This is a genomic window from Streptomyces sp. NPDC057697 (genome assembly GCF_042799335.1).
GTDB lineage: Bacteria > Actinomycetota > Actinomycetes > Streptomycetales > Streptomycetaceae > Streptomyces.
Genome location: NZ_JBHVJA010000005.1, coordinates 305,597 through 328,939, shown reverse-complemented (window position 1 = coordinate 328,939; position 23,343 = coordinate 305,597). Strand labels below are relative to the sequence as shown.

Annotated in this window: 20 protein-coding genes; 6 read left to right on the top strand and 14 right to left on the bottom strand. The window is 73.0% G+C overall.

Going from position 1 to position 23,343, the window contains the following annotated elements:
- Window positions 1–3 precede the first annotated feature (3 nt).
- Window positions 4–573 (top strand): ATP/GTP-binding protein, encoded by a 570-nt coding sequence (locus ACFVFH_RS16905; RefSeq protein ID WP_329923313.1) that lies wholly within the window; start codon window positions 4–6, stop codon window positions 571–573.
- 42 nt (window positions 574–615) lie between these two features.
- On the top strand, window positions 616–1,749 hold the full coding sequence (locus ACFVFH_RS16900) for an FAD-dependent monooxygenase (RefSeq protein ID WP_383768703.1): 1,134 nt from the start codon (window positions 616–618) through the stop codon (window positions 1,747–1,749).
- A 53-nt stretch (window positions 1,750–1,802) separates the two neighbouring features.
- On the opposite strand, the gene ACFVFH_RS16895 is transcribed toward ACFVFH_RS16900, so the two are convergent.
- Both ACFVFH_RS16895 and ACFVFH_RS16890 read right to left on the bottom strand, forming a co-directional pair.
- Window positions 1,803–2,204 carry a RidA family protein gene (locus tag ACFVFH_RS16895; protein ID WP_383768700.1) on the bottom strand — a complete coding sequence of 134 codons (402 nt, stop codon included), beginning with the start codon at window positions 2,202–2,204 and terminating at the stop codon, window positions 1,803–1,805.
- Window positions 2,201–3,328, bottom strand: coding sequence for an acyl-CoA dehydrogenase family protein (locus tag ACFVFH_RS16890; protein ID WP_383768698.1), 1,128 nt, complete (start codon window positions 3,326–3,328; stop codon window positions 2,201–2,203). The genes ACFVFH_RS16895 and ACFVFH_RS16890 overlap by 4 nt, the downstream gene beginning before the upstream one ends.
- A 194-nt stretch (window positions 3,329–3,522) precedes the next feature.
- Between ACFVFH_RS16890 and ACFVFH_RS16885 the strand changes: the two genes are divergently transcribed.
- The 3 genes from ACFVFH_RS16885 to ACFVFH_RS16875 are packed head-to-tail and all read left to right on the top strand — an operon-like array spanning window position 3,523 to window position 6,422.
- Complete coding sequence (locus ACFVFH_RS16885) at window positions 3,523–5,169, top strand: AMP-binding protein (RefSeq protein WP_383768694.1); 1,647 nt, start codon at window positions 3,523–3,525, stop codon at window positions 5,167–5,169.
- Between the two features lie 3 nt (window positions 5,170–5,172).
- Window positions 5,173–5,994 (top strand): GNAT family N-acetyltransferase, encoded by an 822-nt coding sequence (locus tag ACFVFH_RS16880; protein WP_383768691.1) that lies wholly within the window; start codon window positions 5,173–5,175, stop codon window positions 5,992–5,994.
- A complete protein-coding gene (locus ACFVFH_RS16875) occupies window positions 5,991–6,422 on the top strand; it encodes a hypothetical protein (protein ID WP_383768688.1) in 432 nt (143 codons plus the stop codon). Before ACFVFH_RS16880 ends, ACFVFH_RS16875 begins: the two co-directional genes overlap by 4 nt.
- Here ACFVFH_RS16875 and ACFVFH_RS16870 read toward each other — a convergent pair.
- Window positions 6,409–8,733, bottom strand: coding sequence for a bifunctional salicylyl-CoA 5-hydroxylase/oxidoreductase (locus tag ACFVFH_RS16870; protein ID WP_383768686.1), 2,325 nt, complete (start codon window positions 8,731–8,733; stop codon window positions 6,409–6,411). The genes ACFVFH_RS16875 and ACFVFH_RS16870 overlap by 14 nt on opposite strands.
- A complete protein-coding gene (locus tag ACFVFH_RS16865) occupies window positions 8,718–9,545 on the bottom strand; it encodes an enoyl-CoA hydratase family protein (RefSeq protein ID WP_383768684.1) in 828 nt (275 codons plus the stop codon). The genes ACFVFH_RS16870 and ACFVFH_RS16865 overlap by 16 nt, the downstream gene beginning before the upstream one ends.
- 329 nt (window positions 9,546–9,874) lie before the next feature.
- Here ACFVFH_RS16865 and ACFVFH_RS16860 point away from each other — a divergent pair, with 329 nt between their 5' ends.
- Window positions 9,875–10,306 (top strand): ATP-binding protein, encoded by a 432-nt coding sequence (locus ACFVFH_RS16860; protein WP_383768681.1) that lies wholly within the window; start codon window positions 9,875–9,877, stop codon window positions 10,304–10,306.
- A gap of 10 nt (window positions 10,307–10,316) precedes the next feature.
- Here ACFVFH_RS16860 and ACFVFH_RS16855 read toward each other — a convergent pair whose 3' ends face one another.
- From ACFVFH_RS16855 to ACFVFH_RS16810, 10 genes are all read right to left on the bottom strand, one after another.
- Window positions 10,317–11,759 carry an amino acid permease gene (locus tag ACFVFH_RS16855; protein WP_383768678.1) on the bottom strand — a complete coding sequence of 481 codons (1,443 nt, stop codon included), beginning with the start codon at window positions 11,757–11,759 and terminating at the stop codon, window positions 10,317–10,319.
- 181 nt (window positions 11,760–11,940) lie between these two features.
- Window positions 11,941–12,957: an ornithine carbamoyltransferase gene (gene argF, locus ACFVFH_RS16850; protein ID WP_383768676.1), complete on the bottom strand. Its 1,017-nt coding sequence runs from the start codon at window positions 12,955–12,957 to the stop codon at window positions 11,941–11,943.
- A gap of 135 nt (window positions 12,958–13,092) precedes the next feature.
- Window positions 13,093–14,325 (bottom strand): arginine deiminase, encoded by a 1,233-nt coding sequence (locus tag ACFVFH_RS16845; RefSeq protein WP_383768673.1) that lies wholly within the window; start codon window positions 14,323–14,325, stop codon window positions 13,093–13,095.
- A 114-nt stretch (window positions 14,326–14,439) separates the two neighbouring features.
- Window positions 14,440–17,004, bottom strand: coding sequence for a polynucleotide kinase-phosphatase (locus ACFVFH_RS16840; RefSeq protein WP_383768671.1), 2,565 nt, complete (start codon window positions 17,002–17,004; stop codon window positions 14,440–14,442).
- On the bottom strand, window positions 17,001–18,551 hold the full coding sequence (locus tag ACFVFH_RS16835) for a 3' terminal RNA ribose 2'-O-methyltransferase Hen1 (protein WP_383769041.1): 1,551 nt from the start codon (window positions 18,549–18,551) through the stop codon (window positions 17,001–17,003). Before ACFVFH_RS16835 ends, ACFVFH_RS16840 begins: the two co-directional genes overlap by 4 nt.
- 24 nt (window positions 18,552–18,575) lie before the next feature.
- Window positions 18,576–19,571 (bottom strand): homocysteine S-methyltransferase, encoded by a 996-nt coding sequence (mmuM, locus tag ACFVFH_RS16830; protein ID WP_383768668.1) that lies wholly within the window; start codon window positions 19,569–19,571, stop codon window positions 18,576–18,578.
- A gap of 244 nt (window positions 19,572–19,815) precedes the next feature.
- Window positions 19,816–20,739 carry an LLM class F420-dependent oxidoreductase gene (locus ACFVFH_RS16825; protein ID WP_383768665.1) on the bottom strand — a complete coding sequence of 308 codons (924 nt, stop codon included), beginning with the start codon at window positions 20,737–20,739 and terminating at the stop codon, window positions 19,816–19,818.
- Window positions 20,740–20,932: 193 nt separating this feature from the next.
- Window positions 20,933–21,499, bottom strand: a complete 567-nt coding sequence (locus ACFVFH_RS16820; protein ID WP_383768662.1) for a DUF6099 family protein — start codon at window positions 21,497–21,499, stop codon at window positions 20,933–20,935.
- A 123-nt stretch (window positions 21,500–21,622) separates the two neighbouring features.
- A complete protein-coding gene (locus ACFVFH_RS16815) occupies window positions 21,623–21,991 on the bottom strand; it encodes a nucleotide pyrophosphohydrolase (protein WP_383768658.1) in 369 nt (122 codons plus the stop codon).
- Window positions 21,988–23,232, bottom strand: a complete 1,245-nt coding sequence (locus tag ACFVFH_RS16810) for an ATP-binding protein (RefSeq protein ID WP_383768655.1) — start codon at window positions 23,230–23,232, stop codon at window positions 21,988–21,990. Before ACFVFH_RS16810 ends, ACFVFH_RS16815 begins: the two co-directional genes overlap by 4 nt.
- Window positions 23,233–23,343: the final 111 nt, after the last annotated feature.

The window sequence follows — 23,343 nt, the reverse complement described above, 5'->3', positions numbered from 1 at the left end:
AAGATGACAAGCAGCCAGGCGGCCCCCGCCGCCGTCAAGATCCTTATCGCCGGAGGTTTCGGCGTCGGCAAGACCACCCTGGTGGGCGCCGTCAGCGAGGTCGCGCCGCTGCGCACCGAGGAGTACCTGACCAAGGCCAGCATCGGTGTCGACGACCTGGCCGGTGTCGGCCAGAAGGACACCACCACCGTGGCCCTGGACTTCGGCCGGATCACGGTCAGTTCCGAGCTGGTGGTCTACCTCTTCGGCACCCCCGGCCAGGAGCGCTTCTGGTTCATGTGGAACGACCTGGTCAACGGGGCGCTCGGCGGTGTGGTGATCGCCGACACCCGCAGGCTGGAGACGAGCTTCGCGTCGATCGACTTCTACGAGAGCCGGAACATCCCGTTCGTGGTCGCGATCAACTGCTTCCACGGCCACAACACCCGTACACCGGACGAGATCAGGGCCGCCCTCGACCTGGACCCGCACGTTCCGCTGCTGATCGGCGACGTCCGCGAGCGGCCGTTCGGCCGGGACGTGCTGCTGGCCCTGGTGGACCACCTGATGAGCCTGTCCGTCGCGGCCGGCTGAACGTCCGCTCCCCTCACCTTTCCCGTTCTGGAGACACCTGAGATGGCAACACCCCTGCGCGTCCTGATCCACGGCGGCGGCATCGGCGGGCTCACCCTCGCCACCGCGCTGGCCCGGCGCGGCCACACCGTCGAGGTCGCCGAGCTCCGCGACGAGCTGGACGCCCTCGGCGTCGGCATCATCCAGCCGTCCAACGCCCTCCACGTCATGCGGGAGATCGGGGTGCTCGACGACTGCCTGGAGGCGGGCTTCGAGTGGGAGATCCTGACCATCGCCGACCCGGCCGGCAACACGCTCGCCGAGATACCCCAGCCCCGGATGGGCGACGCCCCCTCCAACAATGGCATCCCGCGCCCCGCCCTGGCCCGGGTGCTGAACGCCGCCGCCGTCGGCGCGGGTGCGAAGATCCGTTTCGGCACCACGATCACCGAGCTGGCCGACGACGGCGCGGGCGTGGACGTCACCCTCTCCGACGGCTCCGCGGGCCGCTGGGACCTGGTGGTCGGCTTCGACGGGATCGGTTCGCCGCTGCGCACCCGGCTCTACGGGGACCGCTACACCCCCGAGTACACCGGCTTCGCGAACTGGCGGGTGACGGTGGACCGGCAGCCGCAGGTGCGGGGCGTGGTGATGGGCACCGCGGGCAAGGAGGCCAAGGCACTGCTCACCCCGATCACCGAGGAACTGATGTACCTGGGCGCGGTCTTCGCGGAGTCCGAGGACTTCCGGCCGGACCCGGAGCGGGCCCACGAGCAGCTCACGGAGCGCCTCGCGGTGTTCTCCGGACCGGTCGCCGAGGCGCTGGCCACCGTCACCGACCCGGCCTCGGTGGTGTACTCGCGGATCTCCCAGGTGACGGTCGAGGAGCCGTGGCACGTCGGCCGGGTCGTCCTGGCCGGTGACGCCGCGCACGCCTCAACCCCGCACATCGCGCAGGGTGCGGCGATGGCCGTGGAGGACGCGCTGGTGCTCGCCCAGTCGCTGGACGCCGAGGAGGGGGTGGCCGCGGCGCTCGACGCGTGGGAGGCCCGCCGCCGTCCCCGGGCCATGTGGGTGCAGGCCATGTCGCGCGCGGTGCTCAAGCAGGAGACGGGCAACGCGACGACGCCCGAGGAGGACGAGCTGCTGAAGGTCGGCATCCCGGGCGCGGCGCATGTGCTGGTGCAGCCGTACTGACGGGGGTCGTCGATCCCGTACGGGCCCGGATCGCCGGGCCCGTACGGCGTCGTTCACGGCAGGACGGCCACCCCGTCGATCTCTACCAGGGCCTGTTCGTCCCAGAGCCTGGCCACCCCGATGACCGCCATCGCCGGGTAGTCCCGGCCGGCCAGCCGGCGCCAGATCCGGCCCAGTTCCGCGGCGCGTGCACGGTAGTCGGCGACATCGGTGGCGTACACGGTGACCCGGGCGAGGTCCGCCGGTGCGCCGCCCGCCGCGCGCAGCGCGGTGAGCAGATTGGTGAGCGCCGTCGCGAACTGCTCGGGCAGTTCATCGCCGACGACCTTGCCGTCCTGGTCGAGGGCGGTCTGCCCGGCCAGGAAGACCAGCTGGCCGCCGGTGGCCGTGACGGCGTGCGAGAAGCCCGTGGGCGGGGACAGCTCGACGGGGTTGACCCGGTGGACCGGACTCATGCGGACGCCTCCCGGCTCGCGTACAGCTCCTTGGCGATGATGGTGCGCTGGACCTCGCTGGCGCCCTCGTAGATCCGTGGTGCGCGGACCTCCCGGTAGAGGTGTTCGAGGAGGTGGCCGCGGCGCAGGGCACGGGCGCCGTGCAGTTGGACGGCGGTGTCGACGACGTACTGGGCGGTCTCGGTGGCGTACAGCTTCGCCATGGCGGCCCGGCGCGGCACGCCGGACTCCCCCGCGTCGTACGCGGCGGCGGCCGCGTACACCAGGAGCCGGGCGGCCTCGGTCCGGGTGGCCATCTCGGCGACCTGGTGGGCGACGGCCTGAAGGTCCTTCAGCGGGCCGCCGAACGCGGTGCGGTGGGCGGTGTGCGCCAGGGTGGCGTCGAGGGCGGCGCGGGCCATGCCGACGGCGAACGCGCCGACGCTGGGGCGGAACAGGTTGAGGGTGTCCATGGCGACCCGGAAGCCGCGGTCCGGTTCGCCGAGGACGTCGTCGGGGGCGACCGGGACGCCGTCGAAGGCCAGGGCGCCGATGGGATGCGGCGAGAGCATGTCGAGGGCGGTGCCGGTCAGCCCGGGGCGGTCGGCGGGGACGAGGAACGCGGTGACCCCGCGAGCACCGGCGCCCGGGGTCGTGCGGGCGAACACGGTGTAGAAATCGGCTTCGGGCGCGTTGGAGATCCAGCACTTCTCGCCGGTCAGCCGCCAGCCGCCGGGGGCGGGTTCGGCGGTCAGGGCGAGGGCCGCCGCGTCGGAGCCCGCGCCCGGCTCGCTGAGCGCGAAGGCGGCGACGGCGCGGCCCGCCCGTACCTCGGGGAGCCAGCGTTCGCGGTGGGCCGGGGTGCCGGACCGGACCAGGGGGTGGGTGCCGAGGCCCTGGAGGGCCAGCGCGGTCTCGGCCTCCGTGCAGCCGCGGGCCAGGGACTCGCGGAGCAGGCAGAGATCGAGGGCGCCGGAGCTCAGCATCCGGTCGAGGAGGCCCGCGGCGCCGAGCGCGGCGAGCAGCGGGCGGTTGACCTGGCCGGGGCCGCCCTTCTCGGCGAGGGGACGCAGTTGCTCCCGGGCGAGGGTCCTCAGCTCCTCACACCAGGCGGTCTGCCCGGGTTCGAGCGAGAATGCCGTCATACCGGCGCCTCTCTCGTGCTGTCTTCCCGGATTCTCGTGCCCGTTCTTCGCATCCGCCCTCCGCTCCGTCGGTCCGTCCGTTTCCGTACGCGTCTTCCCGCTCGCCCGTGCTCCAGTCCACTCGGTCTATCGCGGACCGTTGACTACCGTCACCCAAACGATACGCTCCAGAAGCGACAAGGGGGCGATCCGTCATGGACCCGAAGACCTCAGCGCACCTCGACACCTTCGCCAGGGAACACCTGCCACCGCGGGACCAGTGGCCCGAACTGCTCTTCGACCTTCCCGAACTGCGCTATCCCGACCGCCTCAACTGCGCGGTGGAACTGCTGGACCGTACGGCCGACCGCCTCGGCCCCGGCCGCCCCGCCTTCCGTGCCGCCGACGGCACGGTCTGGAGCTACGGGGAGCTGCGGGAGCGGGTGGACCGGATCGCCCATGTCCTGACCACCGATCTGGGGGTCGTCCCCGGCAACCGCGTCCTGCTGCGCGGGCCCACCACCGCGTGGCTGGCCGCCTGCTGGCTCGCGGTGCTGAAGGCGGGCGCGATCGCCGTCACGGTGCTGGACCGGCAGCGGCCGGCCGAACTCGCCACCCTCTGCTCCCTCGCCCGGGTGAGCCACGCCCTGTGCGATGTCCGGGCGGTCGACGACCTGGTGAAGGCGGAGGCGCCGGGGCTGCGGATCACGGTCTACGGAGGTGACGCCCCGGACGATCTGCTGCGCCTGGCCGAGGCCAGGAGCGGGCCGTACCGTGCCGTGGACACGGCGGCGGACGATGTCGCGCTGATCGCCTTCACCTCGGGCACCACCGGGCGCCCGAAGGGCTGCATGCACTTCCACCGGGACGTGCTCGCCGTCGCCGACACCTTCTCGGCCCAGGTGCTCCGCCCCACCCCCGACGACGTGTTCGCGGGCAGTCCGCCGCTCGGCTTCACCTTCGGGCTCGGCGGTCTGGTGGTCTTCCCGCTGCGGGCCGGTGCCAGTGCCCTGCTGCTCGAACAGTCCGGTCCGGCGCAGCTGCTGCCCGCGCTCGCGGCCCACCGTGTCTCGGTGCTGTTCACCGCGCCGACCGCCTACCGGGTGATGCTCGACCGGATCGACGGCCACGATCTCAGCTCCCTGCGGCGCTGTGTCTCGGCCGGGGAGAACCTGCCCGCCGCCACCTGGCGGGCCTGGCACGAGCGGACCGGGCTGCGCATCATCAACGGCATCGGCGCCACCGAGCTGCTGCACATCTTCCTCTCGGCCGCCGACGACGCGATCCGGCCCGGCACCACCGGGGTCCCCGTGCCCGGCTGGCAGGCCCGGATCATGGACCGCGACGGCCGCCCGGTGCCGGACGGGGAACCCGGACTCCTCGCCGTTCGCGGACCGGTCGGCTGCCGCTACCTCGCGGACGAGCGCCAGCGGCAGTACGTGGCGCACGGCTGGAACCTCACCGGGGACACCTATGTGCGTGACGCCGACGGCTACTTCCGCTACGTGGCCCGCGCCGACGACATGATCATCTCCTCCGGGTACAACATCGCGGGCCCCGAGGTCGAGGACGCCCTGCTGCGCCATCCCGCGGTGGCCGAGGCGGCCGTGGTGGGGCGCGCGGACGAGCTGCGCGGCCAGATCGTGGTGGCGTACGTGGTGCTGCGCGAGGGCGCGGCGGCGACCGGCGACGAGCTGCGCGCGTATCTGAAGGAGGCGCTGGCCCCGCACAAGTGCCCGCGCGTCGTCGAGTTCCCGGCCGCGCTCCCCCGCACCGCCACCGGCAAGCTCCAGCGCTTCCGGCTGCGGGAGGGCCGGGACGCAAATGCGGGTGCCGCGCCCCCCGGGCACCGGCCAGGATGAACCATGCCCTGGACCTTCACCGATGACGTCGATGTCTTCCTGGACGCGGCCGGCGCCTCGCTGGCCGCCCGGCCCGCCGAGAACACCCTGGTCCTCACCGTCACCGAGACCCTGCGGCTGCGCGGCCCGCACGCCTACGGCGACGCCGCTCCGCTGCTGGGCTGGTGGCGGGGGACGGACGGCGAGGTGGCGGGGACGCTGGTGCGGACCCCGCCGCATCCACCGGTGCTGGGCTCCGTCGCCCCGGAGGCGGTCGGTCCGCTGACCGCCGCGCTCCCCCTGACCCGGATCAACGCGGACCGGGCCACCGCCGAGGTGCTCGCCGCCGCCTGGCCCGGACACCGGGTCGACGAGGAGCAGCGGCTCTACCGGCTGGCGGCCCTGGTCCCGCCCTCCCCCGCCCCCTCGGGGCGGCCCAGGACAGCCGTCGCCGCCGACCGGGCGCTGCTGCTGGGTTGGCACCACGCCTTCGCCGAGGAGATCGGCCAGGCCGGCCCCCATGTCGAGCGGCTGGTCGACGACCGTACGGCCGCCGGCGGGCTGACGCTCTGGGAGGACGGCGGCGTCCCGGTGTCGATGGCGGGCGTCTCCCGGCGCCTCGCGGGCATGGTGCGGGTCGTGACGGTCTACACTCCGCCGGAGCACCGCGGCCGGGGTTACGCGGCGGCGGTGACGGTGGAGATCAGCCGGGCGGCGAGGGAGGCGGGCGCGCAGGAGGTGCTGCTCTTCACCGATCTCGCGAACCCCGTCAGCAACGCCTTGTACCGGCGCATCGGCTACCGGCCGGTCTCGGACCGGGTGCTGATCAGCGTGGCGCAGCGGTGAGCGGGACGCCCGAGCCGGTCCGGCTGGTCGCCGCGAACGTGGTGCTGTGGCGGCGGTACGGGGAGCTCGGCCAGGAGCTGCGGCCGGACACGAAGGCGTACCGGGGCGGCGCGACGGTGTACGTCGTGGGCAGCTGCCCGGGGACGGGGCACCATCAGCTGAACACGGTGGGGCACGGGCGGCACACCGGTCACTGGCTCACCGTCGACACCGGGGTCCGTCATCCGCACACCTTCCGGGCGCGGCCGGTGTACGCCCCCGCGGTGCTGAAGCGGTGCGACGGCCGGGGCCTCGGCACGCGCGAGGAGGCCACGGAGCCGGCCGCGCCGCTGGAGCGGATCGCCCGCGAGCAGCGGCACGCGCACCACGCGGCGCCGCATCCGCAGGGGTGCCTGTGCCACGAGTGTCAGCCCGTCACTCCAGGGTGAGCCGGGGCTTCGGTGCGTCCGTGCGGCCGGTGGGCGGGGTACGGCTGCCCGCGCGGTACGGGAGCGGCCAGGGCGCGCCCGGTCCCGCGTAGCCCTGTTCGGCCGCCGCGTGCAGGGTCCAGTGCGGGTCGTAGAGGTGGGGGCGGGCCAGGGCGCAGAGGTCGGCGCGGCCCGCGAGCAGCAGGGAGTTGACGTCGTCCCAGGAGGAGATCGCCCCGACCGCGATGACGGGCACGCAGAGCGTGTTGCGGATCCGGTCGGCGTACGGGGTCTGGTAGGAGCGGCCGTACTCGGGCTGTTCGTCCGGCACGACCTGGCCGGTCGAGACGTCGATGGCGTCGGCCCCGTGGGCGACGAAGGCGCGGGCGATCTCGACGGCGTCCTCGGCGGTGGTGCCGCCCTCGGCCCAGTCCGTGGCGGAGATCCGGACGGTCATGGGCCGGTCGTCGGGCCACTCCTCGCGGATCGCGTCGAAGACTTCGAGGGGGAAGCGGAGCCGGTTGCGCAGCGGTCCGCCGTACTCGTCGGTGCGGTGGTTGGTGAGCGGCGAGAGGAAGCCGGAGAGCAGGTAGCCGTGGGCGCAGTGGAGTTCGAGCAGGTCGAAGCCGCAGTGCTCGGCGCGCCGGGCGGCGGCGGTGAACTGTTCGCGCACGGTGTCGAGTCCGGCCCGGTCCAGGGCGTGCGGGATCTGGCTGACGCCGTCCGTGTACGGGAGCGGGGAGGCGGCGGCGAGCGGCCAGTTGCCGTGGTCGAGGGGCTGGTCGATGCCCTCCCACATCAGTCGGGTGGAGCCCTTGCGCCCGGAGTGTCCGAGCTGCACGCCGATGGCCGTGCCGGGCGCGCCCGTGTGGACGAAGTCGGTGATCCGGGTCCAGGCGGCGGCCTGTTCGGGGGTGTAGAGGCCGGTGCAGCCGGGGGTGATGCGGCCCTCGGGGCTGACGCACACCATCTCCGTCATGACGAGACCGGCGCCGCCGAGGGCGCGGGCGCCCAGGTGGACGAGGTGGAAGTCGCCGGGGACCCCGTCGACGGCGCCGTACATGTCCATGGGTGAGACGACGACGCGGTTGCGGAGTTCGAGGCCGCGCAGCCGCAGCGGGGTGAACATCGGCGGGACGCCCGGGGCGCAGCCGAACTCCGTCTCGACGGCGGCCGTGAAGGAGGCGTCGCGCAGCCGGAGGTTGTCGTGGGTGACGCGGCGGCTGCGGGTGAGGAGGTTGAAGGCGAACTGCCGGGGCGGCTGGTCGACGTAGGTGGCGAGTTCCTCGAACCAGCGCAGGCTGGCCGCCGCGGCCCGCTGGGTCGATTCGACGACCGGGCGGCGCTCGGTCTCGTACGCGGTCAGTGCGCTCGGCAGGTCGGGCTGTTCCTCGACGCAGGCGGCGAGCGCGAGGGCGTCCTCGACGGCGAGTTTGGTGCCCGAGCCGATGGAGAAGTGCGCGGTGTGGGCGGCGTCGCCGATGAGGACCGTGTTGCCGTGCGACCAGTGGTCGTTGACGACGGTGCGGAAGGTGAGCCAGGAGGAGTTGTTGGAGCGCAGCGGCCGGCCGCCGAGCGCCTCGGTGAAGATCTTGGCGCAGCGCAGCGTCGAGTGCTCGGTACCGCAGCGGTCGAAGCCGGCGGCCCGCCAGACCTCCTCGCGCATCTCGACGATGACGGTGGAGGCGTCGGCCGAGAAGGGGTAGCCGTGCAGCTGCATCACGCCGTACGCGGTCTCGGCGGTCTCGAAGCGGAAGGCGTCGAGGGCGAAGTCGGCGGCGAGCCAGATGTAGCGGCAGCGGTGGGTGGTGAGGCGGGGGCCGAAGGTGTCGGCGTGGGCGGCCCGGGTGAGGCTGTGCACGCCGTCGGCGGCGATCACCAGGTCGTGGGTGGCGGCCAGCTCGGCGGCGGGTGGTGCCCCGGTGCGGAAGCGGAGGCGTACGCCGAGGGACGCGCAGCGGTCGTGCAGGATCCGCAGCAGCGTGCGTCTGCCGAGCGCGGCGAATCCGTGGCCGCCGGACGTCTGGGTGACGCCGCGGTGGACGATGTCGATGTCGTCCCAGCGCACGAACGCGTCCTGGAGGGCCCGGTACACCACGGGGTCGGCGTGCTCGATGCCGCCGAGGGTCTCGTCGGACAGGACGACCCCGAAGCCGAAGGTGTCCTCGGGGGCGTTGCGCTCCCAGACGGTGACCTCCCGGGCCGGGTCGAGCCGCTTGAGCAGGGCCGCGGCGTAGAGCCCGCCGGGGCCGCCGCCGATGACCGCGATGCGCCGCACGCCGGTCCGGGCCGCCGCGGCCGGTCCGGGGGGCACGGTTACCGGCCCTGCCACTTCGGGGGCCGCTTCTCGGTGAAGGCCGCGTGGAATTCCGCGTAGTCCTCGCCGTGCATCAGCAGGGCCTGGGTGGCGGCGTCCATCTCGACCGCGGCGGCGAGCGGCATGTCGAGTTCGGCGGTGAGGAGGGCCTTGGTCTGGGCGAGGGCGAGGGCCGGTCCGTCGGCGAGACGGCGGGCGAGCGCCGCCGCGCGCGCGTCGGCCCGGCCTTCTTCGGTGAGTTCGCTGATGAGTCCGATCCGTTCCGCTTCCGGTGCGCGGACGGGTTCGCCGAGCATCAGCAGCCGGGTGGCGTGACCGAGGCCGACGACACGGGGCAGCAGGTAGGCGGCGCCCATGTCGCCGCCGGAGAGGCCGACCCTGGTGAACAGGAAGGCGAAACGGGCCGACGGATCGGCGATCCGGAAGTCGGCGGCCAGCGCGAGGACCGCCCCCGCGCCCGCCGCCACCCCGTGTACGGCGGCGATGACGGGGAAGGGGGTCTCACGGAGGGCCCGCACCACCTGGCCGGTCATCCGGTTGAAGTCGAGGAGCTGGGCGGTGTCCATGGCGAGTGTGGCGCCGATGATGTCGTCGACATCTCCGCCGGAGCAGAAGCCGCGGCCCTCGCCCGCGAGCACCAGGGCGCGCACGGTGCGTTCGCGGGACAGTTCGGCGAGCAGGTCGCGCAGGTCGGCGTAGGCGCCGAAGGTGAGCGCGTTGAGTCTCTCGGGCCGGGCGAGCGTGACGGTGGCGACCCCGTCGTCCGTCGTCAGCCGCAGATGGCGCCATTCGTCCGTGTGCGGTGCGGAGCTGGGAAACGGGCTCATCGAGGGGGCTCCCCTTCAGCCGTCGGGCTGCTGCCTGCATCCCGAACTTATCACTCGTACGTGACTCCCGTCACGAGCACGCGATAGGCAGAAGGTGAGACGCAGTGGCGAACGTCCCTTTCATACCGGTCGGCAGTCCCTTGTCTGTGTCGTTGCGCTTCGTAAGGTTGAAACCGAGAAGTCTTGAACCGAAACCGAAGAGCCCCGAACTGAAGAGTCCCGAGCCGCAGAGCCCAGAACCGCAGAGCCCAGAACCGCTGAGCCCCGAACCGCTGAGCCCAGAACCGCAGAGAGCCCCCGTACCCCACCCCCGGAACGGAAGCCATGCCGTGCCTCCCGATGTCCCCTTTCCCGCCTCCTGGCGGATCGCGCTGCCGCATTCGACGGCGGCCGTACCGATCGCCCGCGCCCTGATCCGTACGGTGCTCGCGGACATCGACGCGCCCGCCGACGCCGACACCGCCGAGCTGCTCACCGCGGAGCTGGTCGCCAACGCGGTCGAGCACACCCGGAGCGACGAGCCGATCGAGCTGGTGGTGGAGCTGCTGCCGACCGGCTGCCAGGTCGAGGTGCACGACCGCGACCCCGTCCCGCCGGACGGCCTCGCCTTCCCGCACCCGGGCGGCGAGCCCGATCCCTGGCAGGAGCACGGCCGGGGCCTGCTGCTGATCCGGACGCTCAGCTCGTCCTGCGGTCACCGCGCGACGGAGCACGGCAAGGCCGTGTGGTTCACCCTGCCCTCCCTCACGCCCCAGAGCTGAGCCGTCGCCCTCAGCGGGCGGTGCCGGTGGCGGCCAGCCGGGAGCGGCCGCGGCCGTAGCAGGCGTACACCGTCGCGCCGACGAGCAGGAAGACGGCGAACTGGACCCAGGTCGTCCAGCCCGTCCCGTACATCAGATAGAGGCAGAAGCCGACGCCCAGGAGCGGGCTCAGCGGATAGAGCGGCACCCGGAACGATCCCTTCACCTCGGGGTTGCGGCGCCGCAGCACGATCACCGCGAGGTTCACCGCGACCATGGTGCCCAGCGTGCCGATGGTCGTCAGGTTCACCACCATGTCCAGCGACGCGAAGGCCGCCGCGACCGCGAAGACGACCGCCACGATCCAGGTGTTGGCGACCGGGGTCGACGTGCGCGGCGAGACCCGCTCGAAGATCCGGGGGATCAGTCCGTCCCGGGACATCGACATCAGGATGCGGGTCTGTCCGTACATCACCGCGAGCACCACGGACGCGATCGCGACGACCGCGCCGAAGGCGATGACCCCGCCGCCGACGGTCGAGTCGGTGACCTGGTCGACCACGATCGAGAGCGCCGCCGGGCGGGAGGCGACGGCCTCCGGCCCCAGGGCGCCGATGGCGGCGAGCGCGACCGCGCAGTAGAGCAGGGTGACCAGGCCGATGCAGACCATGATCGCGACCGGGATGTTCCGCCGGGGGTTCTTGACCTCCTCCCCCGCGGTGGTGATGGCGTCGAAGCCGATGTACGAGAAGAAGGCCAGCGACGCACCGGCCGTGACCCCGCCCGCGCCGTGGGCGAAGAACGGCGTGAGGTTTCCGTGCTCGAAGGCCGTGAAGGCGATGCCGCAGAAGAGGATCAGGATGGTGATCTTGAGGATCGCCATCGCGGCGGTGGCCCCGGCGCTCTCCCGTACACCGCGCACCAGCAGGGTGGCGGCCATCATGACCACCAGGACGGCGGGCAGGTTGATCACCCCGCCGTCGCCGGGCCCCGCCGACAGGGCGGCCGGCAGCTGCGCGCCGAAGAGGCTGTCCAGCAGCTCGTTGACGTACTGGCTCCAGCCGACCGCGACCGCGGAGACCGAGACGCCGTACTCCAGCAGCAGACACCAGCCGACGAGGAACGCGACGCGCTCGCCGAGGGTGGCGTAGGCGAAGGAGTAGGAGCTGCCGGAGACCGGGATGGCGCTGCCCAGCTCGGCGAAGGAGAACGCGGTGAAGATGCAGGTGATCGCGGCGAGCACGAAGGAGAGGACCACCGCCGGGCCCGCCTCGGCGACGCTGTCGGAGAGGCCGACGAAGATGCCGGTCCCGACGACCGCGCCGACACCGAAGCAGACCAGCTGGAAGAGCCCCATGGAGCGCTTGAGGCCGTGCCCCTCCAGGTCGGCACCGGACTCGGCGATCAGCTGGTGGGGGTTCTTGATGCGCCGCCCGGACGGGTGCGGGGGGCTCGGTGGGCGCGGCGGACTCACGGGGATGGTCTCTTCTCTGGTGGAGCATGTGGGGGACGCGTGGCCGGGGGCTGTGGGGGCCCGCGGCGCACACGGAAATGGGGTTCGAGCGTGCGAGCTCGAACCCCACCAGGACGCACCATATTAGTCCTCTTTGCGCATGTTCACCCCATCGGGCGCATGACCATGCAGCGGCCGGTGCTCAGCTCTGGGCGGACGGCGGCGCCATGGTCGCCACCAGCACGGCCTTGATCGTGTGCATCCGGTTCTCCGCCTCGTCGAAGACGACCGAGTGCGCGGACTCGAAGACCTCGTCGGTGACCTCCAGCTCCGTCAGCCCGTGGTCCGCCGCGATCCCCCGCCCCACCTCGGTGCCGAGGTCGTGGTAGGCCGGGAGACAGTGCAGGAACTTCACCCCGGCGTTGCCGGTCGCGCGGAGCACGTCCATGGTCACGGCGTACGGCGCCAGGGCCTCGATGCGCTCGGCCCAGACCTCCTTGGGCTCGCCCATGGAGACCCAGACGTCGGTGGCGACGAAGTCGGCGCCCCCGACGCCCTCGGCGACGTCCTCGGTGAGGGTGATCGTGGCCCCGCTCGTGGCGGCCAGCCGGTGGGCCTCGGCGACGACCCGCTCGGCGGGCCAGTACGCCCTCGGCGCGACGATCCGCACGTCCATGCCGAGCAGGGCACCGGTGACCAGGTAGGAGTTGCCCATGTTGAAGCGGGCGTCACCGAGGTACGCGAAGGCGATCCGCTCCAGCGGCTTGTCGCTGTGCTCGGTCATGGTGAGGACGTCGGCGAGCATCTGGGTCGGGTGCCAGTCGTCGGTGAGCCCGTTGAAGACCGGGACGCCGCCGTGGGCGGCCAGCTCCTCGACGGCCGCCTGGCTGTCGCCCCGGTACTCGATGCCGTCGAACATCCGGCCGAGGACACGCGCCGTGTCCTTCACCGACTCCTTGTGCCCCATCTGCGAGCCGGAGGGGTCCAGATAGGTCGTGGACGCGCCCTGGTCGGCGGCGGCCACCTCGAACGCGCAGCGGGTGCGGGTCGAGGTCTTCTCGAAGATCAGCGCGATGTTCTTGCCGCGCAGCCGCTGCGTCTCGGTCCCCGACTTCTTGGCGCCCTTGAGCTCGGCCGCGAGCTCGACCAGGCCGCGGAACTCCTCGGCCGTGAAGTCCAGCTCCTTGAGGAAGTGGCGGCCTGTGAGGTCTATGGCCATGGGACAGCTCCTGGGTCGGGCGAGGGTCGCGCGTACGATAACTCTGGAAGTCTATACGACACCCTGCATCGCTATACGGCATGGTCGCCCCGCGCCCCGGGCGTGGCCGTCGCCCGGCCGCGCCCGTCCCCGCCCCTACACCGGGTCGCGCACCACCGGACAGCTCATGCACCGGGGGCCGCCCCGGCCCCGGCCGAGCTCGCTGCCGCGGATCTCGATGACCTCGATGCCCTCCTTGCGCAGAAAGGTGTTGGTGGTGGCGTTGCGCTCGTAGGCGACGACGACCCCCGGCTCGACGGCCAGCACGTTGCAGCCGTCGTCCCACTGCTCGCGCTCGGCGGCGTGCACGTCCTGGGTGGCGGTGAGGACCCGGATCGAGTCCAGCCCGAGGGCGTGGGCGATCGCCCGGTGCATCTGCTCGGGCGGGTGGTCGGTGACCTTCAGGTCCCGGGGCCCGTCGCCGGGCTCGATGGTGTACGAACGGAGCATGCCCAGTCCGGCGTACTGGGTGAAGGTGTCGCCGTCGACCATCGTCATCACCGTGTCGAGGTGCATGAACGCCCGGCGCTTGGGCATGTCGAGCGCCACGATCGTGCGGGCCGAACCGGCGTCGAACAGCCCGCGGGCCAGCATCTCCACCGCCTGCGGAGTGGTGCGCTCGCTCATTCCGATGAGTACGGCGCCATGGCCGATGACCAGTACGTCACCGCCCTCGATGGTGGACGGGTAGTCGTCCTGCCCCTCCGACCAGTGGTGGAAGGCGCCCGCCTCGGGGCCGGTGAAGAGCGGGTGGTGGCCGTAGATGGCCTCGAAGTGGACCGTCTCGCGCTGCCGGGCCGGCCAGCGCATCGCGTTGATGGACACCCCGTCGTATATCCAGGCCGAGGTGTCCCGGGTGAAGAGGTGGTTCGGCAGCGGGTCCAGCAGGAAGTCGTCCAGGTCCATGACGTGGAAGCGGACGGAGGTCGGCTCGCGGTGCCCGGTCAGGAACTCCCGCTTGGTCATCCCGCCGACGAGCGCGTCGGCCAGCTCGGCGCTGGGCAGCTCCTCGAAGGCGGCCCGCAGGTGCTCGGTGGCCAGCGGGCCGTACTCCTTCTCCTCGAAGACCCGGTCCAGGACGAGCCGCCTGGCCACCGGGATGTCCAGCGACTCACGGAGCAGATCGCCGAACAGGTGCACCTCCACACCGCGGTCGCGCAGCACGTCCGCGAAGCCGTCGTGCTCCTCGCGGGCCCGGCGCACCCAGAGCACGTCGTCGAAGAGGAGCGCGTCCTTGTTGCTGGGCGTGAGCCGCTTCAGCTCCAGATCGGGGCGGTGCAGGATGACGCGGCGCAGCCGCCCGGCCTCGGAGTCGACATGGAATCCCATGCCTCCATCCTCACCGTGCGCGGGCCGGTTCACTCCCGCGAACCGCGGGCGGGTTCCCCGTCCGTCCCGCCGGAGAACCCGCCCGCGACACCCCCATCGCCTCCGCGGCAGCCGTCAGAGCCGCGGGTCGACCGGCTCCGACTCCAGGGCCAGCACCGCGAAGACCGCCTCGTGGACCCGCCACAGCGGCTCCCCCTCGGCCAGCCGGTCCAGCGCTTCCAGCCCCAGCGCGTACTCCCGGAGCGCCAGCGACCGCTTGTGGCCGAGGAATCTGTCGCGCAGCCGTGCCAGGTTCTCCGGGCGGGTGTACTCGGGCCCGTAGATGATCCGGAGGTACTCCCGGCCACGCACCTTGATGCCCGGCTGGACCAGCCTGCCCCTGCCGTCCCGCACGAGCGCGGCGAGCGGCTTGACGACCATGCCCTCGCCGCCCTGGCCGGTCAGCTCCAGCCACCAGTCGACGGCGGCGCGCACCGACGCCTCGTCCCCGGTGTCGACGACGAGCCTGCGGGTGGTGCGCAGGAGCCCGGTCGGGTCGTGCTCGACCAGCCGGTCCAGCCAGGCCAGCTGCTCGTCGTGCGGTACGGAGGCCAGCGAGCGGCCCTGGACGGCGAGCACCTGGAACGGCGCGAGCCGCACCCCGTCCAGCCCCTGGGTGCTCCAGCAGTAGCGCCGGTACGCCTCGGTGAACGCCGCGGCGTCCTCGGCACGCCCGCGCTGGCGGTCGGCCAGGGCGCCGATGTCCACGCCCCGGGCGACCGCCGCCGCGAGGGCCGCGTTGGCCTCCGGGAGAACGGCGCCGGACGCGGCCCCGACCGCGGCGTACTGCGAGCGCAGCAGCCCCGCCGCCTTCAGGGACCAGGGCATCAGCTCGGCGTCGAGCAGCACCCAGTCGGTGTCCCACTCCTCCCAGAGCCCGGCGGCGGTGACGGCGGCGCGCAGCCTGCCGAGGATCACCTCGGTGAGTGCGGCGTCGTCGAGGAACGGCCGTCCGGTACGGGTGTACAGCGCACCGGTCGGGCCCTCGGTCCTGCCCGGGGCACCCCCCGCGCCGAACCGCTCGCGGGCGGCCGCCGCGTCCCGGCAGACCAGCGCCACCGCGCGCGAGCCCATGTGCTTCTCCTCGCACACGACCTTGGCGACACCGTCCGCCCGGTACTGCGCGAAGGCCTCGGCCGGGTGCTCCAGATAGCCCTCCTCGCGCGAGGTGGTGGTGGGCGCCATGGTCGGCGGGAGGTAGCCGAGCAGCCGGGGGTCGACGGCGAACCGGCTCATGACTTCGAGCGCGGCGGCGGCGTTCTCCTCGCGGACCGCGACGCGGCCCAGGTGCCGGGTCTCGACGATCCGGCGGCCCTGTACGTCGGCGAGGTCGAGCGGCCGCCCCTCCCGCCCGCCGGGCGCCCCACTGGCCAGCGGCTTGGCCGGCTCGTACCAGACCCGCTCGGCCGGTACGTCGACGAGTTCGCGCTCCGGCCAGCGCAGCGCGGTCATCTTCCCGCCGAAGACCGCTCCGGTGTCCAGGCAGATGGTGTTGTTGATCCAGGAGGTGCGGGGGACGGGGGTGTGGCCGTAGACCACGGCGGCGCGGCCCCGGTAGTCCTCCGCCCACGGGTAGCGCACGGGCAGGCCGAACTCGTCGGTCTCGCCGGTGGTCTCCCCGTACAGCGCGTGCGAACGGACCCGTCCGGAGGTGCGGCCGTGGTACTTCTCGGGCAGCCCGGCATGGCAGACCACGAGCGCGCCCCCGTCGAGCACGTAGTGGCTGACGAGGCCGTCGATGAACTCCCGTACCCGCTCCCGGAAGGCCGGGTCCTTCTCGTCCTCCCGGTCCAGCTGCTCGATGGTCTCGGCGAGCCCGTGGGTGTGCTGGACCTTGCGGCCCTTGAGGTAGCGGCCGAGCTTGTTCTCGTGGTTGCCCGGCACACAGAGGGCATGCCCCTGCGACACCATGCCCATCACCCGGCGCAGCACTCCGGGGCTGTCGGGGCCGCGGTCCACGAGGTCGCCGACGAAGACCGCCGTACGCCCGTCGGGATGCGCGCCGTCGACGTAGCCCAGCTTGCCGAGCAGGGACTCCAGCTCGGAACTGCAGCCGTGGATGTCACCGATGATGTCGAAGGGGCCGGTGAGGTGCCGCAGGTCGTTGTAGCGGCGCTCCAGCACCACTTCGGCCTGCTCGGCCTCCTCCTCGGTGCGCAGGACGTGCACCTTGCGGAAGCCCTCGCGCTCCAGGCCCCGCAGTGAACGGCGCAGTTCGCGGCGGTGGCGCTGGATGACGTGGCGCGGCATCGCGGCGCGGTCGGGGCGGGTCGCGTTGCGCGCGGCGCAGACCTCTTCGGGCAGGTCGAGCACGATCGCGATGGGCAGCACGTCATGGCTCCTGGCCAGCTGGACCAGTTGCCTGCGGCTCTCGGACTGGACGCTGGTCGCGTCCACGACGGTCAGCCGCCCGGCCGCCAGCCGCTTGCCCACGATGTAGTGGAGGACGTCGAAGGCATCCCCGCTGGCGCTCTGGTCGTTCTCGTCGTCGGCGACCAGGCCGCGGCAGAAGTCCGAGGAGACGACCTCCGTGGGGGCGAAGTGCTTGCGGGCGAAGGTGGACTTGCCGGAGCCGCTGGCCCCGACGAGGACCACGAGCGAGAGGTCGGTCACCGGCAGCGTGCGTGCGGTACTGGTCATGCGGCGTTCGCCTCCTTCTCGGTCCCGTCACTGCCGACGGGCTCGGCGGCGCTGTCGGGGGCCGGCTCCGCGGTGTGGTCCCGGCCCGGCCCCGCGGCGCCGTCCGCGTGCTTCATCGTGAAGACGGCCATCTGTGTGGGCGGCCCCACCTCGGGGTCGTCGGGTCCCACGGGGACGAAGTCGACCCCGTATCCGTGCCGCTCCGCCACTTCCCGGGCCCAGCCGCGGAATTCGGCCCGGGTCCATTCGAACCGGTGGTCGCCGTGGCGCGCCTGCCCGGCGGGCAGGGACTCCCAACGGACGTTGTACTCGACGTTGGGCGTCGTCACGAGCACGGTCCGGGGACGGGCCGCACCGAACACGGCGTACTCCAGCGCGGGCAGCCTCGGCGGGTCGACGTGTTCGACGACCTCGCTGAGCACCGCCGCGTCGTACCCCTTCAGCCGCTTGTCGGTGTAGGTGAGCGAGCCCTGTCTGAGCGTGACCCGGGCCGCCTGCCGCTCCCCCATCCGTTCCGGCTTCAGCCGTCGTGACGCGATGGTGAGGGCGCGCATCGAGACATCGACGCCGACGATCTCCTCGAAACGTGGGTCCTTGAGCAGTGCCTGGACCAACTGGCCCTGGCCGCAGCCCAGGTCGAGGACCCGGCCGGCGCCCGCAGACCGCAGCGCGCCGAGGATCCCGGCGCGCCGCTGCTCGGCGAGCGGTACCGGCTTCTCCTCGGTGTCGGTCGTCTCGTCCACGGCGTTGTCGATGCTCTCGACGTCGAGGTCGTCCGACTCGGCGAGCCGCACCAGTTCGAGCTGCTGCATCGCCTGCCGGGTCAGCCCCCAGCGCCGCGAGAGATAGCGGCTGGTGATCAGCTTCTGCTCGGGGTGGGTGGCGAGCCAGCCCTCACCCGCCCGCAGCAGCTTGTCGACCTCGTCCGGTGCGACCCAGTAGTGCTTGGCGTCGTCCAGCACCGGCAGCAGCACGTACAGCTGCCGCAACGCGTCCGCCAGCCGCAACTCGCCTTCGAGCGCCAGCCGTACGTACCGCGAGTCGCCCCACTCCGGGAACTGCTCGTCCAGCGGCACGGCCGCCGCCTCCACGCTCGTCCAGCCGAGCGGCCCGAAGAGCTTGCGCACCAGCTCCGCACCGCCGCGGGCCGGCAGCGCGGGCACATCGATCCGCAGCGGCATCGGCGCCTCCGCCCGCTCGGGCAGGGCGCGGCAGACGCCGTTCAGCGCGGACCTGAAGACCGCGCTCATCGCGACGGAGAGCAGGGAGGACGCCGCGTAGGGACGGTCGTTGACGTACTGCGCGAGTGCCGCGTCGGGGGCGCCGCCCCGGCCCTTGCCCTTGCCGCGGCGCACCAGGGCCACGGGATCCACTTCCAGCAGGAGCGCCGCGGTGCAGCGCTCGGCGGATGCCTCGGGATAGAAGACATGCGCGGTGCCGTGGGAGGTGGAGAACGTCTGCGCCTTGTCGGGATGCTTGTGCAGCAGGAAGCCGAGATCGGTCGCCGGACGTTCCTGATTGCCGGTGGTACTGATCGTCAGGAACACATGTCCGAGTATGGTGCGGTCCACTCACCCCTCACCAGGTATTTTCGCGTGTCCGTGGGCCGGCGCCGGGGCGAGCGGCGCGGCCAGTGCCGCGATGGTGTCCGGGCCGACCCGGCAGCAGCCGCCGATCAGCCGGGCCCCGGCGTCCGACCAGGCCCTCGCCCTGCCCGCGTCGAACGTGGGGACGCCCGCCCAGCAGCGCCCCTCCGCGTCCCACCGCTCGCCGCTGTTCGGGTACACCACGACCGGCTTCCCGCTCGCCTCGGCGGCCACCCGCACCGCCCGGTCGGCGTCCGCCGGATCGCAGCAGTTCACCCCCACGGCCAGCACGTCGTCGCGGCCCGACACGAGCCCGAAGGCCGTCTCCAGCCGCTGGCCCGCCCTGGTGCGGTCGCCCGCCACGCTGTACGAGAGCCAGACGGGCAGCCCGCACCCCTCCACCGCCCGCAGCAGGGCCTCGGCCTCGTCGATGTCCGGCACCGTCTCCAGGGCCAGCGCATCGGGCCCGGCGGCGGCCAGCGCCTCGATCCGGGGCCGGTGGAAGCGCTCCAGCTCCCTCACGGAGAGCCCGTAGCGCCCCCGGTACTCGCTGCCGTCCGCCAGCATCGCGCCGTACGGGCCGACCGAAGCGGCGACCCGAACGGCCCGCTCCACCGTGGCGGCGGCCCGCCGCGCCAGCCGGACACTGCGGGCGAGGAGCTCCGCCGCCTCCGCCCGGCCGATCCCCCGCCGCGCGAACCCCTCGAAGGTCGCCTGGTAGCTCGCCGTGGTGAGCACCTGCGCGCCCGCACGCGCGTAGGCGGTGTGGGCCGCCTCGATCCGCCCCGGCCCGTCGGCCAGCAGACGGGCCGACCACAGGGCGTCGGACAGGTCGCAGCCCTGCGCCTCCAGTTGGTTGGAGAGGCCCCCGTCGAGCACCACCGGCCCCGCCGCGAGGGCACGGCCCAGCGTGCCCGCGGGCGTGCCGCCCCCGGGCGGGCGGGCGCGCGGCGGGTCGTCGGCCGGCCGGTCGGAGTGCACAGGTGCCTCCCTCGGTGCTCCGGGTGCGGTGCTTCGTCCACGCTCCGGGTGCGGTGCTTCGTCCACGATGTCTCGCTCCCGGTACTTCGTGCGCGGTGCTCCATAGGCGCCGGCTCGGGTCCGGCGCCTCGTGTGCGCTGTCCCGTGACCGCCGCTCCGGTGCCGCTCAGTGGGTGCTCGGTGGGTGCTCGGTGGGTGCTCGGTGGGTGCTCGGTGGGTGCTCGGTGCTTGTTCCCCGCTCGCCTCAGCCGAGCTGGGACTGGACCTGGGAGGAGATCAGCTCCAAGTGGTCCAGGTCGTCCAGGTCCAGCACCTGGAGGTAGATCCGGGACGAGCCGATCGCTCCGTACCGGCCGATCTTGTCGACCACCTCGGCGGGCGAACCCGCCAGCCCGTTCGCCTTCAGCTCCGCCACCTCACGCCCGATCACGGAGGCGCGGCGCGCCACCTCGGCGTCGTTCCTGCCGACACAGACCACCAGTGCGTTGGAGTACACCAGGTCGTCCGGTCCGCGGCCGACCGCGCGGGCCGCCTCCCTGACCCGGCCGAACTGCTTCTCGCTGTCCTCCAGCGACGCGAAGGGGATGTTGAACTCGTCGGCGTAGCGGGCGGCCAGTCGCGGTGTCCGGGTCGCGCCGTGACCGCCGATGAGCACCGGCACCCTGGCCTGCGCGGGCTTGGGCAGCGCGGGCGAGTCGGTGAGCTGGTAGTAGGTGCCGTCGAAGCTGAACGTCTCGCCGACACCGGTCGCCCACAGTCCGGTGATGATCTCCAGCTGCTCCTCCAGCCTGCCGAACTTCTCCTTGGGGAACGGAATGCCGTAGGCCTTGTGCTCCTCCTCGAACCAGCCCGCGCCCAGACCCAGTTCGACGCGCCCGCCGGACATCTGGTCCACCTGCGCGACCTGGATGGCGAGCACCCCGGGGAGCCGGAAGGTCCCCGCGGTCATCAGGGTGCCGAGGCGGATCCGTTCGGTCTCGCGCGCCAGCCCGGCCAGGGTGATCCATGCGTCGGTCGGACCGGGCAGCCCGTCGCCGGGCCCCATGCGGAGGTAGTGGTCGGAGCGGTAGAAGGCGTCGAAGCCGAGGGCCTCGGTCGCCTTGGCGACGGTGAGCAGGGTGTCGTAGCTCGCCCCTTGCTGGGGCTCGGTGAAGATTCGAAGATCCATGCGTCCATCCTGCACCTCCGGGAGACCGGTCGCCCCTCTCCTGTCCCGCCGCCCCGCGGACCGCCGCCGCCCGGGTCCCGTACCGCCACCGCCTCGCGCGGCCCGCCGCCCTCGGAGTCCCGCACGGTCGCCGCCGCCGCGGCCGCCGCCGGAGGCCCGTGCGGTCGCCGCCCTCCGTCCGGCGTCCGCGCGGTCACTCCCGGAGCCGTGCCCGGCCACGGCCGGCCGTGGTCGGACCCGCCGGTCCGCCGAGCGCGTCGTACGCTCCGTACGGGCCGTCGCGCCCCCGGCCGCGCTCCGGGTCCTGTTGTCGCTCCCTGTCCCGCTCGTCGAGGCGGCGAAGCATCCCGTGCACCCGGTCCATCGACTCGTCGGCCGCGTCGATCGCCTCCATGCACTGCCAGTAGAGCCCCTGCTCATCGGTCTCGCAGGCGACCCCGACCAGGGCCATGCCCACTTCCCCGAGCAGTGTGCACAGCCCGGTGAGCGTCGCCCGGGGCTCGGCCAGCTCCGAGAGCTGCGCGGCCCGCGCCACCCCGGCCCGCGCCGCCGGGTGGTCCAGCGCCCCGCTGCTCCGGCCGCCGATCTCGCTCAGTCCGCGCGCCTCGCCCCGTAACTCCTTGGGCCCGTCGGCCGCCAGCCGACTGCCGATCGCCTGGGCCAGTGCCTGGGCCTGCCAGGCCTCGGCGATGATGTCCGGCGTCCCCCTGCTCTGCGCCAGAGCACGCCGGCTGACCCCTACGAGCCGTTCCGCTTCCATGCGTTCCCCCGTCCGTACGAAAAGCCGCTCACCTCATCCATTACCCACAGTGAGGTCACTGGCACCGAAAAGCCAGGGGAATTCGGAAATCTGTGGACACTCGATCGATTGTGGATAAGTGGATCACTCCGAAGAGTGACGATTGCCGGAATTCGAGGGGTCCGGCGGCTCCGGCACCGGGAATCTGGACTCGTTCCGGTCGATCTTCTCCGCCAGTGCCGTGAGCGCGTCGATCCCCAGCACCTCGCAGAACTGGAGCAGATACGCGAGGACGTCCGCGACCTCGTCCGCCACCCGGTGCGCCGTCTCGGGCCGCTCCATCACCCGCGCCGACTCCTCCGGCGTCAGCCACTGGAAGATCTCGACCAGCTCGGACGCCTCGACGCTCAGCGCCGCCGCCAGGTTCTTCGGGGTGTGGTACTGCTCCCAGTCACGTGCGGCCGCGAACGCGGCCAGTCGTCGCTGCAGGGCCTGTACATCGAGTTCTGTCACGGACCCAGGTCTACCACTGCCGCTCCGGGCGTCTCCCGGGCCCGTGCCGCGCCCGGTTCCGTGACGGTCCCGACCAGCCGGAGGTGACCGGCCGCCCCGACCGACCCGGCCAGGGACAGCAGCGCGCGCAACTGCCTCCCGTCCAGGTCGCGGTCGAGCCCGTCGGCCAGCACGGTGAGGGTCTGCATGGCCGAGGGCACCTCCCCCGCGGCGTCCATGACCAGCAGTCCGGGCCCGGTGAGCAGCGCCAGGGTGAGCGCGAGGTATCTCAGCTCGCCGTCCCCGAGGCGCCCGACCGGAGTGGCCCGCCCCTCGCCCCGCCCGACCGTCGCCCGCAGCGAGCCGTCCGCGAGCCGGTCGACGCCCAGCCCGGCCACCGGCCCCGCGCATCCGGCCCGTACCGCCGCGACCAGCCGGGCACGGCGCCCGGGGCACCACGTGAGCGTACGTTCCAGCACCGCCGCGAGGTTGTCGCAGGCGCGGCGCAGCCTGCCGTCCCCGGCGGGCACGGGGGCACGCATCCGGTGCGGCAGCGGTTCGCAGGCGAAGACCGACCGCAGAGCCACCACCATCTGCTCGGCGGCCGCCAGGACCTGTAACTGCCCCTCGGTCCGGCCCGCGACGCGCAGCGGCAGCAGGGCCGTACCGAGCCGGTCGTCCGGCAGCGGGGCACGCGTCACCGGGACCGCCCCGGCGGTGTGCCAGGCCGCCTGGACCGTGGCGCGCCCCGGGTCGCGCAACGCGGTGGTCAGCAGGGTCTCGCCGCCTCCGGTGAGCCGTTCGCCGACGATCCGGAGCGTGGGCTCCGCCTGGACGGCGACATCGAGGCGCACCGGCCCCGCCGGGCCGTCCGCCGTGCAGCCGATCCGGAAGCCGCGCCGCCCCTGCGCGTCCGGGGCCGCCCCTTCCGGTACGCAGCCCGACGGGTCGGGGAACACCTCCTCCAGCGGGTCCCCGGCGCCCAGCCGGGCCAGTGCCTCGTACGCCCGTAACGCGCTCGTCTTGCCGCTGCCGCCGGGCCCACCGAAGAGCGTGACCGGGCCGATGGGGAAGGCGGCGCCCCGGTGCGAGGCGAAGGCGGACAGCCGCAGCTCGGTGACGACGGGTCCGGCGGAGCGGACCGGTCCCCCGGGGGACCGTGCGGCTTCCGGACGGTCCGGCCCACGTGTGGCGGCGGGCGCGGCGGCGGTCTGCGGGGCGGCGGACGGGGGCGGGGTGGTTCCCGGGCGGAGTGCGGTCATGGGCGGACGGTATGCGGGCCGCAGAGCGGCGAACCGTTCCTCCTGAACGACCTTCCTACGATCGGGGTACCTGAACCGCCCCGCCCCGCCCGCCCGGACGGTGCTCGCGCC

What these genes read in the sequence shown, in the direction of transcription:
- ACFVFH_RS16905 (WP_329923313.1), top strand. Translation starts at nt 4, where the DNA reads ATGACAAGCAGCCAGGCGGCCCCCGCCGCCGTCAAGATCCTTATCGCC.
- ACFVFH_RS16900 (WP_383768703.1), top strand. Translation starts at nt 616, where the DNA reads ATGGCAACACCCCTGCGCGTCCTGATCCACGGCGGCGGCATCGGCGGG.
- ACFVFH_RS16895 (WP_383768700.1), bottom strand. Translation starts at nt 2,204, where the DNA reads ATGAGTCCGGTCCACCGGGTCAACCCCGTCGAGCTGTCCCCGCCCACG.
- ACFVFH_RS16890 (WP_383768698.1), bottom strand. Translation starts at nt 3,328, where the DNA reads ATGACGGCATTCTCGCTCGAACCCGGGCAGACCGCCTGGTGTGAGGAG.
- ACFVFH_RS16885 (WP_383768694.1), top strand. Translation starts at nt 3,523, where the DNA reads ATGGACCCGAAGACCTCAGCGCACCTCGACACCTTCGCCAGGGAACAC.
- ACFVFH_RS16880 (WP_383768691.1), top strand. Translation starts at nt 5,173, where the DNA reads ATGCCCTGGACCTTCACCGATGACGTCGATGTCTTCCTGGACGCGGCC.
- ACFVFH_RS16865 (WP_383768684.1), bottom strand. Translation starts at nt 9,545, where the DNA reads ATGAGCCCGTTTCCCAGCTCCGCACCGCACACGGACGAATGGCGCCAT.
- argF (WP_383768676.1), bottom strand. Translation starts at nt 12,957, where the DNA reads ATGGCCATAGACCTCACAGGCCGCCACTTCCTCAAGGAGCTGGACTTC.
- ACFVFH_RS16845 (WP_383768673.1), bottom strand. Translation starts at nt 14,325, where the DNA reads ATGGGATTCCATGTCGACTCCGAGGCCGGGCGGCTGCGCCGCGTCATC.
- ACFVFH_RS16840 (WP_383768671.1), bottom strand. Translation starts at nt 17,004, where the DNA reads ATGACCAGTACCGCACGCACGCTGCCGGTGACCGACCTCTCGCTCGTG.
- ACFVFH_RS16825 (WP_383768665.1), bottom strand. Translation starts at nt 20,739, where the DNA reads ATGGATCTTCGAATCTTCACCGAGCCCCAGCAAGGGGCGAGCTACGAC.
- ACFVFH_RS16820 (WP_383768662.1), bottom strand. Translation starts at nt 21,499, where the DNA reads ATGGAAGCGGAACGGCTCGTAGGGGTCAGCCGGCGTGCTCTGGCGCAG.
- ACFVFH_RS16810 (WP_383768655.1), bottom strand. Translation starts at nt 23,232, where the DNA reads ATGACCGCACTCCGCCCGGGAACCACCCCGCCCCCGTCCGCCGCCCCG.